We start from the raw sequence: 13,759 nt of genomic DNA, 5'->3' as shown, positions 1-13,759 counted from the left end.
ATATTTGAAAAACGGGTCCAACTATAAAAAGTTAAACCCGCTGAAATTTTGTTTACACAAAATTATGGATACTGTCATAAATCTATAATACCATTTCGGATTTAAAATTTCTCATAAAATAATTTTGTATAGATATCGTATGCTGTAATTGATTTTATTAGTTCAGGATTAAGCTGATGTACTAATTGGGTTATCTTTTGTTGTAATTGTTGAGTTGAAGTGAACATTTTCATTGCTGTTCTATCTTTCATCCATTGCCATACTTTTTCAGCAGGGTTAAGCTCAGGGGTATATGGTGGTATTCTTATGAGCTTTACATTTTCAGGGATTTGAATATTCTGACAAGCATGGAACCCTGCATTATCCATGATTATTATTTTAAGTTCTTTGGGGTTTTGTTTAGAAAAATCTTCAAGGAATTTTTCGAAAATATCATTTGATACCAAAGGAGTTTCCCAATAAAATGTATCTCCTGTTATTGGGGAAAAACATCCCCATAACCAAAGCCACTTATAACTGTGTTGATAGTTGCATACAGGTTGAATACCTTTAGATATTAACACACGTTTTTGTTTGGTCATTAGTCCAAAACGGGATTCGTCCTGAAAATAAAGGTTCACACTAGTGTATTTATTTTTATCAAGACTGGTTCTAATTTCATCGAGCGTATTGGGTAGTTTTTTTAAAGGCTTCAATAGCCTGCGGATCTTTTTTGTGGTGTGATTTTCTGGCAACTTTTAGCCGGCTTTTCAGATGATTACGACAATGTGTGTAAAGAGTCTTGTATTTTACCTCCTCTCCATAAGTAGACCTTACCCAATTTAATAATTCAACATAGCTAGTAATGTTGGTATCGGGTTGAGAAAGCTTTTCCTTAATACCCTGCTTAATCTCAGAGGATAGCACTGGAGTGTTATTGCCTCCACTAGAATCCAACCAACCCTTGAGATTCATAGGTCTTAAGCCAGTTATAGACCGTTCTACGATCATATTTTAACTTCTTAGAAATGTCACGGGTATAGACAACTTTTCCTTCTTTAATTAATAATAGAGCTTTTACACGGCTACGCTTTAAAATGGTAGGCTGTTTGGATAGGGAAGACTTCAGCTCTTTAATACTTTCACTAACTGTGAGATTGATATGTTTGGCCATACCTAAAAATACAACTTATTTGAGAAAATTCAAAAAAGAAATGGTATAAGAAGATTTTGTGTGTGAAATTTGATATTATTGAGATAACAAAGTGTAGAAAAAGGAACTAGTATAGGTGTGATTTTAATACTCAATTTATAATAAGTGATTTTCAGGCTATTTGTTAGTAGGAGACGTGTAGGTATTATGAGGAAATTGTATTAGATAAAATAATAGAGATAGAGTGCAGGTTGCTCTGTGTAGATAGATAGGTTCTACATTGTAGGATTTTGTCTCGAAATTTGAAAAACAATCTTTTAGCTGAATTTGCTTTTAAGTATTTGAACTATTTATTTGATGATTTTGATTGGGGGTATATTGTTAAGCCAATAGTGGGTTACTCTGTAAAAGTTGTAATGTTATAAGTAGTAGCTTTTATTATTAACTAGGGAGGAAGGTGGAGCTAAAATGATTTAGATAGAGAAGAGGTAATAAAATAAACGCCAGAACTCATATAGTATAAGCCCTGGCGTTTATTTGTTACATTTATATTTTGGTGATTATAAAATGTATTGTATTGTTTTAAATTTTAGTTGTTAAAATCTTCTGCAGATATATTCTCTTCTTTATTACCAGTACTATATCCACTTCCGTTAGTAAGAAGGTCAAGTGCTAAGTTATAAGAAGGAACATTAATACCTTTAGATGTTTTAACAGTGTTAAAATCTAGGATTTGTTTACTCTCTTCATATAATGCGTTTTGAGTAAAAGTTCCGTATTTCTTACCGTTTTTAGTAGTTTCTTTCCAGTCTCTACCATAAGCGATTTTAAGGAAATATTCTCCTTCAGGAACATTTCTTATAAATTGAGTCGTATTTGAGTTGATGTATGTAATACGAACTAACTCATCATCAGATTTGGTTTTACCCATTTTGTACATCTTAACAACTACTTCAGTATTTTTTCCTACTTTAATTTTTAGGTAGTTGTCTAACTTGTAGTCAAACTTTCCTTTGAAATTAAATGATTTTGGAGTAGCACCAGATTTATATGTCTTTTTCTCCCAGCTAGAATATTTATTTTCTCTAGATACTTCGATAGAAGCTGGTTTAGCGGTATTGTTAGAAGAACTGCTACTAGATCCGTATGATGGAGTTGTAGATTCGATAGGGTTAGAGGCTACATTAGATCCTCTTGCGGCTCTTTTGTTAGCTTCTTCTACAGCTTTTCTTGTTTCTTCGGTGTCAGCAAGAGCTCTTCTTGCTGCAGCGTCTTTAGATCTAGATGCTGCTTCTGCATCGGCAATAGCTTTTGCTGCAGATGCTTCTGCATCTCTTTTTAAACGTTCGGCATTTGCGATTGCTCTTCTTGCTGCTTCTTCAGCAGCTCTTTTTGCTTCTTCAGCTTTAGCAATAGCTTGTGCTGCTGCATGTTTTGCTGCTTCTCTTTTTGCAGCTGCTTCTTGTGCGGCTCTTTCCGCGTCTGCTATTCGGCTATCTTCCGTTAGTAATTTACTAAGTACAAAACCATTCATTTTTTTGAATTGTATTGCACTCCAGTCTCCATAGCTAGAACTCATAACGTATACCTGAGTTCCTTGAGGAACTTCGGCAATAGTATTAAACTGTAGACCAGGACCACTTCTTACTTCTAGTTTACCAGAAGACATTAAGTATTGCCCATCCTGCGCATGAGCAGACGAAAAAGTAATCACCAAAAGCAGAATAAATGTAAAAATAGACTTCATATTGCTTGTTTTTTAAGTAGATTGGGTTATAATTTTCAAATTTTTATATTACTGTTTTCTAAAATTTTTTAAAAAAACATAATTTACCGTCAATAATTGAACTTCAAAAAAATGCCAAAGTTAATTAACTCTTATTTTTTTGCTTTAATATATCTTGTTATAAGACGTATAAATAATCATTTTTTTAAAGAACAATTTTTGGTTTAAATAGTTGTTTTTCAGGTTATTAGTGCTTTTTTGTTTTAGTAAAACTTCAATATTTACTATTAAAATACTGAAAAGAAAACTATTAAATCAGAATCAAAAGTAATGTTTTAATATGAAAAACACAACTAGTTTTCATTTTATTTACATAAAAATAACATTTTTTTTTGTTCAAATTGTGTTTTTCAACGATTTTTTTAAGCAGTATAGCCGATTTGATATTAATATTTTTTCTTTTTGTCGGTCTTGTGAAAAGTGGCCAAACTCTATTATAAAGCAGTGTGCAAATTCTGTTTTCTTGGTTTGTGTATCTGTATTCTTGGTTTAAAGAAAAACAATAAAAGAAAATGAGTTATTTGTTTAGTGTTTGCTTTTTATAAGATTAGGGTGTTTTGTCTGAAATTTCTTCAATCTCGGAATAGATACATTTCTTATGTATGGGTTATTAGGATTCCTTTTTTCATAATCTTGATGATATGCTTCACCTTTCCAGAATTTTTGAAATGGTACTACTTCAGCTGCGATTCTTCTTTTAAATTGTTTTTTTAGAACTTCCTTTTTTTTGGTGATTATCTTTTTTTGTTCTTCATTTTGATAAAAAATAATTGATCGATATTGGGGCCCGTGATCTGGGCCTTGCCCGTTAATTTGAGTTGGGTTTTGAGATCCAAAATATACATCGACTAATGTTGAGAAAGTTACCGTTTTTGGGTCATAAATTATCTCTACAACTTCTGCATGACCTGTTCGTCCTGTATTGCTAGATTCATAAGTAGGGTTTTTGGTATGTCCCCCTGAGTAGCCTGATATAGATTCTTTTACACCATGTACGCTTTCGTAAATTGCTTCTACGCACCAGAAACATCCGCTTGCAAAATAAGCACTCTCTAGGCCGTCTTTGGGTTCAACCCGAACAGGAGTTGTATTTTGTGTTGATGTGATTTCTTTTTGGTCGTTTTTTGATTGGCCATTGCCTTTACAGCTTGATAATGTGATTGCAAGGATGCATAATATATATGGTATATTTTTCATGATAATGTGGTTTTAATGATTGGTCAGTCTCTAGGTGTAAAACTTTCAAATGGTTGATTAAAAAATAAAGTTAAGGAGAAGGGGTATTCTTAAAGAATAGATAAAATATAAAAGACGGCTATCAATTACGATAGCCGTCTTTTATAGTATTTATATATGGTGTGTCCTTACCCGTTCATAGAGATAAGAAACTCATCATTATTTCTTGTTTGTTTGAAACGGTCATTAATAAACTCCATTGCTTCAACAGGATTCATATCTGCAAGGTATTTACGCATTACCCACATCCTTTGGATGGTTGTTTCATCTAGTAAGATATCATCTCGACGAGTACTTGATGATGTAAGGTCAATAGCAGGGAATATTCTACGGTTAGAGATTTTACGATCTAATTGTAGTTCCATATTACCAGTTCCTTTAAACTCTTCAAAAATCACTTCGTCCATTTTAGAGCCTGTTTCTGTTAATGCTGTTGCGATAATAGTTAATGAGCCTCCATTTTCTATATTACGTGCAGCTCCAAAGAAACGTTTTGGTTTATGCAAGGCATTGGCGTCAACACCACCACTTAGTATTTTACCACTAGCTGGTTGTACTGTATTATATGCACGAGCAAGTCTGGTGATAGAGTCTAATAATATTACAACATCATGACCACATTCTACTAATCTCTTTGCTTTTTCAAGTACAATATTAGCCACTTTAACATGCTCATTGGCTTCTTTATCAAAAGTAGAAGCAACGACTTCTCCTTTTACGTTACGTTGCATGTCTGTAACTTCTTCTGGCCTTTCATCTATAAGTAAGATCATTTGGTATACTTCTGGATGATTGGCCGCAATAGCATTGGCAACATCTTTGAGTAGCATGGTCTTACCTGTCTTTGGCTGTGATACAATCATACCACGTTGTCCTTTTCCTATCGGAGCAAAAAGATCCATGATTCGTGTAGAGATCGTACTTTGTCTTTCTGCCAGATTAAATTTTTCTTGAGGAAATAGAGGGGTAAGGTGCTCAAAAGAAACTCTATCTCGAACTACTTGCGGATCAAGACCGTTAATTTTGTTCACTTTGATAAGAGGGAAGTATTTTTCTCCTTCTTTAGGGGGGCGTACTTGTCCTAATACAGTGTCTCCTGTTTTGAGTCCAAAAAGTCTTATTTGAGATTGTGATACATAGATATCATCTGGAGATGATAGGTAGTTGTAGTCACTTGATCTCAAAAACCCGTATCCATCCTGCATAATATCAAGTACTCCTTCACTTTCTATAATTGCATCAAATTCAAAATCGGGTTCTTTATAGCGATTTCTATTATCGCGATTCCCGTTTTCTTTTTTGTTGTTATTATTACTTCGGGTTTTGTTTTGTTGAGGTTTGTTGTCATTACCTCTGTTTCGATTTTCTTTTTTGTCTTCTCTGTTTTGTTGCGGTCTGCTTTTTTCGCTTTTGTCATTGTCTTTGACAATAGTTTTCTGAGGAGTAGCTTTTTGAGAAGTAGTTGTAGCTGGGGTTGTTTCTTCTTTAACCTTATGCTCCTTTGTTGGTTTTACCTCTCTAGGTGTTGTGCTTTCAGTGCTTTCAGTGCTTTCAGTGTTTTCAGTGTTTTCAGACTTGCGTGTGCGAGGTCTTCTTTGTCTAGCGCTGGGTTTAGGCTTTTCAGAATCTTTTTTTTCTGAAGGTTCCTCAGTAATCACTTGTTTTACTTTGCTAGGGTTCGTTGCCTGATAATCTAATATTTGGTATACTAGATCTAGTTTTTTTAAGGTACGAAATTTAGGTACGTTAAGGTTTTTTGCAATTTCTTGCAATTCAGGAAGCTTTTTTGCTTTTAGTTCAGAAATTTCTAACATTTAAATGTGTTATATAATTTTAGATTTAAATTTTCTAAAGAAGAATTCTAGGAAAATTTTATTTTTGAAGGTAAGTAACCTCTATTTGAGAAGGTTACATATTTTGAGATGCAAGTATACGACTTTATTTTTAATTATATACACAATTATAAAAAGAAACTCTTATTTTTGCTTTTCAGTAAGAAGAAAATTAATGTTACAAAGAATTCAAACTATATACCTTTTGTTGGCTACCATAATTTCAGGAGGTCTTTGGGCGTATTTACCATATGGATTAGATCAAAATGGATTAGAGCTTTTTGCGATAGGTAATCCATTTCTTTTGGCACTATTTATAGGGTCAGCGGTCTTGTCTTTTATTTCGATTTTTTTATTTAGAAACAGAAAGCTTCAATTTGTATTGGGGCGTATCAATATCTTATTAAACTTTATTTTACTAGGAGTATTTGTTTATTGGTCACTAACGTTACCTGGAGGATCTGATCCTATGAAGGGTATTGGGAAGTTCATACCTATTATTTCTATCGTTTTATTAGTGATGGCCAATAAGGCTATTAAAAAGGATGAAGATCTCGTAAAATCTGTAGATCGATTGCGATAAACCTAAAATCTTAGTAGTATTAGTGCGTTAAAACCCAGAGTATGCCAACTCTGGGTTTTTTTATGAAATGATTTTGGATATAAATTTGAAAAAGAGGTAATTTGCTATAGATACAAATATGATATGCTAAGAAGAAAATATATAGGAGGTATCTTACTATTGTTAATAATACAGATGTGGGTGTCATGCAATTCTCCTGCCAATGATATCAGTTTCTATCACTGGAAAACAAATCTTGATCTTACTGATGAAGAAGCTTTGTTGTTTAAAGAGGTAGAAGCTAGAAAATTATATTGTAAGTTTTTTGATGTTTCGTGGGTAGCATCAGAAAATGAAGCATATCCCAAAGCCACTATTCAGTTTCATAAAATAGATACAACCTTAATAAAAGAGATTGTTCCTGTGGTGTATATCACTAATGAGGTGTTTGAGAAACTGGAGGCTTCTGATGATGTTGCAAAATTGAGCTATCAGGTATTGGAAAAGATAAAGAGGTTGTATGATTCAAATTTGAAAAACGATTTTTTGATTAAAGAAATACAGTTTGATTGTGATTGGACACAAAATACACAAAAAGGATATTTCAATTTTTTAAATCAAATAAAGGAGTTGGATTCCTATAAGGAACTTGAAAAACCTTTAATTTCTGCTACGCTAAGACTACATCAGATAAAATATAAAAACAAAACAGGAATTCCTCCTGTAGATAAAGGAGTGATTATGTTTTATAATACAGGGCGTGTTTTTGATATAAAGGAAGAAAATTCTCTACTATCTCTTAGTGAAGTGACAAAATATACAGGTAAATTGACCGAGTATCCTTTACAGTATGATGTAGCCTTACCTACTTTTTCATGGGGTGTTGTGTTTAGAAATAATTCTTTTTTGGGATTGATTAATGACGTAACAAAAAAGGATTTGGGTGAAGATTTTGAGTATAAGGATGAGTATTATGAGGTAAAAAAGACGACCACTCTCAAATCGACCTTTTTGTCATTAGGAGATAAAGTACGGTTAGAGCAACCTACAGAAAAAGAATTGATTTTATTGGTAAAACAAATTAGAAAGTTGTCATCAAGATCTGATTATACAGTGATTTATTATCATATAAATTCTAGTCTTAGTAAGAATTTGGGAGGTAAAACTCTACAAAAAATAATAAACTAAATGAAAAGTTTTTTTGTTTCTTGGCTACTTGTATTAGCCTGTGCTTTTAGTTCTAATGCAATGAGGGGTCCAGTGTTTTGTGGAGGGGGAGAGTGGTATTATGCAGATGAATATTACCAGATTGTAGATAAGTATTTACTCACAGACCCATCGTTATCTTCATTTTTGTATTGCCCAGAAGATCATTTTTGTCAAGATAGAGATAAGAAAGGAGAGAATGATAATATTATAGAATGGAGAGCTTATTTAGAAAATGCTTTTAGTATTAAAGAGCTTATTGCTATAATAAATAAGTCTACAATTGATCAAATAGTTAAGGTTGTTGAGCATAAGGATAAAACATATGATGCTAATTTGAGCTTGTTAAGCCAGAAGAAGAAAGAAAGCTTCTTGCGGTATTTGCTTTTTGCAAAAAAAACAGAAAATATTCAATCAGGCTCTTCAAATTACAATTCATGGTATCAAGGTGAGGATGAGAACCCTGTATCTTTTAATAAAGAAGAGTTGTTGGAAGAAGCTTTGGAGTTGTATAAAAAGAAAAATGATTCTTTTGTAAAAAACCGATTTGCCTTTCAAATTATACGGTTATGTCATTATTTAGGGCGGAATCAAGATGCACTAAATGCTTTTGATTCTTATTTGTCATATGATGCATCTTCTCGTTATATTTTTTATCGTTCATTAGAGCAAAAAGCGGGAGTATTGTATAATCTTAAGCAAATAAAAGAAAGTGCTACTTCTTTTGCAAAAGTCTATCGCGAATTGCCAGATAGAAGAGAGTATTGCTCATTGAGTCTTAGGATGTTGATGCAATTAACAAATGCAGACTCTAGAAACCTTATAGATAATGCACATGATAGAGATAGCGAGATGTTTCGTTTTTTTAATGTGTTTTATGGAGGAGATAATGATCTTGCTGAAGCTGAAAATTTGATAAAAACCAACCCTAATTCTCCTTATTTAGAAGTGATTGTTATGCGAGTAATAGAGCAATTACAGCATGATCTCTTTGAGGTTTTGTCTATTACTAGTGAGCATCAATATAGTTTTTATGCTACTACAGAATATGATGCTAAATTTATAAATAAATTAGAAGGAATAGTAGAGAAGCAATCAGGAACTCATGCTGTAAAGAATAAAGAGTTATGGCAAATATTTTTAGGTTTTGTGAAAATATATGAAGGTAAAACTGGTGAAGGAAGTGCTGTTCTGCAAGAAATCCCTAAAAGTTCTGAGTATTTCTCTCAAGCACAACAATTGTTATTTGTTTCAAAGGTTTTAAAAATAGATGCGACAATTGATAGAAAAGAATTAGATTCTTTATATCAGGAAAGTCAGCATAATTCTCATTTGAATAAGCAATGTTATGATTTTTTTATAAATAGAGTTGCAAAAGCATATTACACAAATCAAAATACAATCTTAGGTGTTTTGATGACACAAGGAGATATAGAAAAAAGAGATCATTTGTCTGAAATAGCAATAAATGCTTTTCAGCAGTTTTTGGATATCTCTGATAAAACATCTTTTGAGAAATATCTGTTGACAGTATTGCCTGCAGACCCGCAGAGTTATATTAATGAGATGCGAGGAACTTTCTTTTTTAGATCAAATAGATTACCTGAAGCAATTGAGCAATATGAATCTATAAAAAAAACAAGTCTATATTACGGTAAAGGTATAAGAGGAGCAATTTTTTCTGGAGCTATACGAGAATACTTTGATAGAGATTTTAGTATACAATCAGATCAAATACATGCACAGTATAAAGACTTGTTTTCAGGAAATGAGATTGTAGATGAATATCATAAGGATGATAAACTGGCACTAGCAAAAATGTTACTTAAAATAGAAAAATTGGCAAATGATTACCCAGATAAGGCTGGGGAGTATTATTATATGTTGGGCAATGCATGGTATAATCTAAGTGAAAGAGGTTGGTTTCCTTATGCTCTTAACTATTTTTATAATGATGACCGGTATGAGTTAGATTATAATGATCCTACTCTCAAAGATTTAGCAAATTATCAAGCTGTACAGCATGCTGATTTTTATTATAAAAAAGCATTACAGACAAGTACGAATAAAGAAATCAAAGCCAAAACATTATTTATGTTGGCTAAGGTTAACCCATGTTATGATATTACTGGAAATTATGGGAACTATAAATTTGAGTTGTGTGAAGAGCATTTAGGGTATTTTAAAACACTATTGCAAGAATATTCAAAAACTCAATTTATGAGTGAGGTTATACAAGAGTGTGCTTATTATAGGTATTATATCAATTAAACCCACTTACTTTTTTCCCAGCTCGATCACTTCAAGGTTTTCAATTTTCCCAGTATCGAGAGTAAACCTAAGCATCGTTCTTACTTTGTGAAAGCCGTGTTTACCTGCTGCTCCAGGGTTCATGTGTAATACTCCGTTTTTTTTATCAGGAATTACTTTGAGAATATGAGAGTGACCACAGATAAATAATTGTGGAGGGTTTGATTTGATCTCATCTCTAGTGTTTACATTGTATTTAGGAGGATATCCTCCGATATGGGTAATCCATACAGAGACTCCCTCGCAAACAAATCGTTGATGTAGAGGAAATGTAGCTCTGGCTTTATCATCATCAATATTGCCGTAGACTACTCTGATTGGATTCAGTTTTTCAAGAGCATCAGTCACCTGTAAATCTCCAATATCTCCTGCATGCCAAATTTCATCAGCTTCTTTGGCATAATGTAGAATTCGATCATCTATATAACTGTGAGTGTCGCTAAGTAAAAGTATTTTTTTCAAACTAGAATAATAAAGTTGAGTTATAGAGTGATAGAAAACAGAAAACAAACCATAACTTCTATCTCTATTTTATAAAGTATATTTGCGTTTACTTTTTTTACAAAAATAGGGTATTGATTTCAGATAAAGGTGTATGAAAATACCAAAAATAGCTATGTGTATTTCAGAAAGAGGTATGAAGGGCGTAAGTAAAGAGGTTGTTTGGTAGTTACTTTATAATAAATAAGCATTAAGAGATTTAGTAAGTGAGATATTTTTTAGAACTTTCATACAATGGGACTCCTTATCATGGATGGCAACGACAGCCAAATGCAATTTCGGTACAAGAGGTACTAGAAGATTCATTATCTACTATTTTAAGAAATAAAGTTACAATTGTAGGAGCAGGAAGAACGGATACTGGGGTGCATGCAAAACAAATTATGGCTCATTTTGATTATGAATTTGAGTTAGAATCAGAACAATTAAGGTATAAACTTAATTCTATTTTACCGCCTCAGATAGCGATACAAAATGTGAGTAGAGTTCATGAGAATGCTCATGCACGTTTTTATGCGATTAGCAGATCTTATGAGTACTATATTACAACAGTAAAAGACCCTTTTAGGATTGATAAATCGTACTATGTGAAAAAAACATTAGATGTAGAAGCTATGAATAAGGCTGCTAAATTACTGTTAAATTATACTAACTTTAAATGCTTTAGTAAGTCTAAAACGGATGTAAAAACGTATAATTGCAATATTACAAATGCTGTTTGGGAATATAAAGAGGATCAATTAGTATTTAAAATTTCGGCCAATCGTTTTTTAAGAAACATGGTTAGAGCGATCGTTGGAACACTTGTTGAAATTGGAGAACATAAATTAAATATAGAGGATTTAGTAGCTATTATTAAGAGTGAAAACCGAAGTCAAGCTGGGTATTCTGTTCCTGCGCATGGTTTGTACTTGACAGCTGTGATGTATCCCCAATATATATATATATAATAAATGGCAGAAAAAAACGGAAAAGCCTTTGATTTTAAACTTTTCAAAAGATTAATTACATATACCAACCCTTATAGGTTGACTTTTTATTTTGTAGGTTTTTCAGCTATTTTATTAGCTTTTTTATCTATTGTAAACCCGCATCTTCTTAAGCAAACCATAGATAGAACTATTATCCCTAAAGATGGAGAGCTGTTGGTTAATTTTGTGAGTTTGATGCTGTGTGTATTATTGCTAGATGTGATAACACAGTTCTTATTTATCTACTTTGCCAATTGGTTAGGACAACAAGTTATTCGTGATATCAGAGTCAAGTTGTTTACACATATGCTAGGTTTTAAAAAGCAATATTATGATCAATCCTCTGTGGGACGTTTAGTTACCAGAGCTGTGAGTGATATAGAAACTATCGCCAGTATTTTTAGCCAAGGATTGTTTATTATTATTAGTGATTTGCTTAAAATGCTAGCAGTTTTATGTTATATGATATATCAGAGTTGGCAGCTTGCATTGTTGGTTTTTGTTGTATTGCCTCTAGTGGTATATGCTACGAGAGTTTTTCAAAAGAAAATGAAAGTAGCTTTTGAAGAGGTAAGAACACAGGTGTCTAACTTGAATTCATTTGTGCAGGAACGAATTACAGGGATGAAGATCGTTCAACTATTTACTAGAGAAGAAATTGAGTATGCTAATTTTAAAGAGATTAATGAGAAGCATAAAAAAGCTTGGGTAAAAACAGTTTGGTATAACTCTATTTTCTTTCCTATCGCAGAGATGTCTAGCTCAATTACAATTGGGCTGATAGTTTGGTTTGGAGGACTTAAAGCGGCACAATTGGATGGGATAACACTAGGGCTTGTCATAGAGTTTATACAGTTGTCTCAAATTTTATTTAGACCACTACGTCAAATTGCAGATAAGTTCAACACTTTACAAATGGGGATGGTAGCCGCCAATCGTGTGTTTGCTATTCTTGATATCGATTCCAAAATAGTAAATAAAGGAGATAAAAAGATAGAAGATGTAAGTGGAAAAATTGATTTTGATAATGTACGATTTAGTTATATAGAAGGTGAAGAAGTGTTAAGAGGAGTTTCTCTTCATGTTAAAACTGGAGAAACTATCGCTATCGTTGGGGCGACAGGAGCAGGGAAATCTACTATTATTAATTTACTCAATAGGTTTTATGAGATAGATAGTGGAGTTATTTCTATTGATGATATCGATATTAAAACTATTGAGTTGTCATCACTAAGAAATCATATTGCTGTAGTACTTCAGGATGTATTCTTGTTTGCAGATACTATTTTTAATAATATTACATTGAATAATTCTGGTGTTTCTGAAGAACAAGTATATCAAGCGGCAAAAGAAATCGGAATCCATGATTTTATAATGACTTTGCCAGGGGGGTATCAATATAATGTAAAAGAAAGAGGAGCAATGTTATCATCAGGGCAACGGCAATTACTTTCTTTTTTACGGGTATATGTTGCAAACCCAGGTATTTTGATTCTAGATGAGGCGACATCATCTGTAGATTCGTATAGTGAACAGTTGATTCAGGATGCTACAGATAAAATTACTAAAGGAAGAACGTCAATTATTATTGCACATCGATTGGCTACTATTAAGAATGCTGATCAAATTATTGTGATGGATCAAGGGGAAATTGTAGAAAAAGGTAATCATAACGAATTACTTAAGGTAGAAAACGGATATTACAAAGGGTTATATGAAGTGCAGTTTTCCAAGGCTACTACTACAGAGTGACTTAGAGGGTTTAATGAGTGCTTATAAAAGAATTTATGTCTACACCAGTAATGATCGTTAATAAGAAGGTCAATATCGCTATGATGAAATAAGAAATCCCACCATAAAAAAATAAAAAGCAATGTTTTGATTATTATTTTTTGTAGACTGATCGTAAATAATCTTTTTAAAACATATGCAGCATAGAAGATGTATATCGCAAATTGAGCGAATATGATAACAAAAATATTATCTGAAGCAAAAGTTATTGGTAATAGAAAAAGAGCCATTACACTTACTATGTGAGAATAGGCATATAGATAAAAAACTAAATGTTCTGTTAGATTGTATTTTTTGTAATTGATAAAAACCAATCTTGATAATAATGCCAATATTGGAATAATCAATAAATTTTGGCTAAGTTCTAAAATACATATGATCTAGTGCTATATTTTTAAAATTCATCCAAGTTTGATTCGAAGTGAACGCAAT

The 13,759-nt window shown here is 32.4% G+C and carries 12 protein-coding genes; 5 read left to right on the top strand and 7 right to left on the bottom strand.

Annotated elements, in window-relative coordinates; all coding sequences use genetic code 11:
* Positions 1-101: 101 nt before the first annotated feature.
* The 6 genes from CVD18_RS18405 to rho all read right to left on the bottom strand — a co-directional run bounded on the left by CVD18_RS18405 (position 102) and on the right by rho (position 5,968).
* A complete protein-coding gene (locus CVD18_RS18405; RefSeq protein ID WP_233194587.1) occupies positions 102-695 on the bottom strand; it encodes an IS630 family transposase in 594 nt (197 codons plus the stop codon).
* The gene (locus tag CVD18_RS18400; RefSeq protein ID WP_103866983.1) at positions 658-990 is read right to left on the bottom strand and encodes a winged helix-turn-helix domain-containing protein; all 333 of its coding nucleotides are present in this window, start codon (positions 988-990) and stop codon (positions 658-660) included. Before CVD18_RS18400 ends, CVD18_RS18405 begins: the two co-directional genes overlap by 38 nt.
* Positions 926-1,153 (bottom strand): helix-turn-helix domain-containing protein, encoded by a 228-nt coding sequence (locus CVD18_RS23535; protein WP_103866982.1) that lies wholly within the window; start codon positions 1,151-1,153, stop codon positions 926-928. The genes CVD18_RS18400 and CVD18_RS23535 overlap by 65 nt, the downstream gene beginning before the upstream one ends.
* A 568-nt stretch (positions 1,154-1,721) precedes the next feature.
* Positions 1,722-2,879, bottom strand: coding sequence for an SH3 domain-containing protein (locus CVD18_RS18390; RefSeq protein ID WP_103866981.1), 1,158 nt, complete (start codon positions 2,877-2,879; stop codon positions 1,722-1,724).
* 564 nt (positions 2,880-3,443) lie between these two features.
* On the bottom strand, positions 3,444-4,115 hold the full coding sequence (gene msrA / locus CVD18_RS18385; RefSeq protein ID WP_103866980.1) for a peptide-methionine (S)-S-oxide reductase MsrA: 672 nt from the start codon (positions 4,113-4,115) through the stop codon (positions 3,444-3,446).
* 167 nt (positions 4,116-4,282) lie between these two features.
* Entirely contained in the window at positions 4,283-5,968 is a 1,686-nt protein-coding gene (rho, locus tag CVD18_RS18380) for a transcription termination factor Rho (protein WP_103866979.1), read from the bottom strand.
* Positions 5,969-6,161: 193 nt separating this feature from the next.
* On the opposite strand from rho, the gene CVD18_RS18375 reads away from it, so the two are divergent.
* The 3 genes from CVD18_RS18375 (at position 6,162) to CVD18_RS18365 (ending at position 10,025) form a co-directional block, all read left to right on the top strand.
* Complete coding sequence (locus CVD18_RS18375) at positions 6,162-6,569, top strand: DUF4293 domain-containing protein (protein ID WP_103866978.1); 408 nt, start codon at positions 6,162-6,164, stop codon at positions 6,567-6,569.
* A 123-nt stretch (positions 6,570-6,692) separates the two neighbouring features.
* A complete protein-coding gene (locus CVD18_RS18370; RefSeq protein ID WP_103866977.1) occupies positions 6,693-7,736 on the top strand; it encodes a hypothetical protein in 1,044 nt (347 codons plus the stop codon).
* The gene (locus tag CVD18_RS18365; RefSeq protein WP_103866976.1) at positions 7,737-10,025 is read left to right on the top strand and encodes a hypothetical protein; all 2,289 of its coding nucleotides are present in this window, start codon (positions 7,737-7,739) and stop codon (positions 10,023-10,025) included.
* A gap of 6 nt (positions 10,026-10,031) precedes the next feature.
* Here CVD18_RS18365 and CVD18_RS18360 read toward each other — a convergent pair whose 3' ends face one another.
* Positions 10,032-10,526, bottom strand: coding sequence for a metallophosphoesterase (locus CVD18_RS18360; protein WP_103866974.1), 495 nt, complete (start codon positions 10,524-10,526; stop codon positions 10,032-10,034).
* Between the two features lie 245 nt (positions 10,527-10,771).
* On the opposite strand from CVD18_RS18360, the gene truA reads away from it, so the two are divergent.
* Entirely contained in the window at positions 10,772-11,515 is a 744-nt protein-coding gene (gene truA / locus CVD18_RS18355) for a tRNA pseudouridine(38-40) synthase TruA (RefSeq protein WP_103866972.1), read from the top strand.
* 3 nt (positions 11,516-11,518) lie between these two features.
* The gene (locus CVD18_RS18350; protein WP_103866970.1) at positions 11,519-13,288 is read left to right on the top strand and encodes an ABC transporter ATP-binding protein; all 1,770 of its coding nucleotides are present in this window, start codon (positions 11,519-11,521) and stop codon (positions 13,286-13,288) included.
* Positions 13,289-13,759: the final 471 nt, after the last annotated feature.

The sequence above is a fragment of the Aquimarina sp. I32.4 genome, from assembly GCF_002924285.1.
In the GTDB taxonomy this organism is placed as follows: domain Bacteria; phylum Bacteroidota; class Bacteroidia; order Flavobacteriales; family Flavobacteriaceae; genus Aquimarina.
This window is presented reverse-complemented; position numbering and strand designations above follow the sequence as displayed.

What these genes read in the sequence shown, in the direction of transcription:
- CVD18_RS18400 (WP_103866983.1), bottom strand. Translation starts at nt 990, where the DNA reads ATGATCGTAGAACGGTCTATAACTGGCTTAAGACCTATGAATCTCAAG.
- CVD18_RS23535 (WP_103866982.1), bottom strand. Translation starts at nt 1,153, where the DNA reads ATGGCCAAACATATCAATCTCACAGTTAGTGAAAGTATTAAAGAGCTG.
- CVD18_RS18390 (WP_103866981.1), bottom strand. Translation starts at nt 2,879, where the DNA reads ATGAAGTCTATTTTTACATTTATTCTGCTTTTGGTGATTACTTTTTCG.
- msrA (WP_103866980.1), bottom strand. Translation starts at nt 4,115, where the DNA reads ATGAAAAATATACCATATATATTATGCATCCTTGCAATCACATTATCA.
- rho (WP_103866979.1), bottom strand. Translation starts at nt 5,968, where the DNA reads ATGTTAGAAATTTCTGAACTAAAAGCAAAAAAGCTTCCTGAATTGCAA.
- CVD18_RS18375 (WP_103866978.1), top strand. Translation starts at nt 6,162, where the DNA reads ATGTTACAAAGAATTCAAACTATATACCTTTTGTTGGCTACCATAATT.
- CVD18_RS18370 (WP_103866977.1), top strand. Translation starts at nt 6,693, where the DNA reads ATGCTAAGAAGAAAATATATAGGAGGTATCTTACTATTGTTAATAATA.
- CVD18_RS18365 (WP_103866976.1), top strand. Translation starts at nt 7,737, where the DNA reads ATGAAAAGTTTTTTTGTTTCTTGGCTACTTGTATTAGCCTGTGCTTTT.
- CVD18_RS18350 (WP_103866970.1), top strand. Translation starts at nt 11,519, where the DNA reads ATGGCAGAAAAAAACGGAAAAGCCTTTGATTTTAAACTTTTCAAAAGA.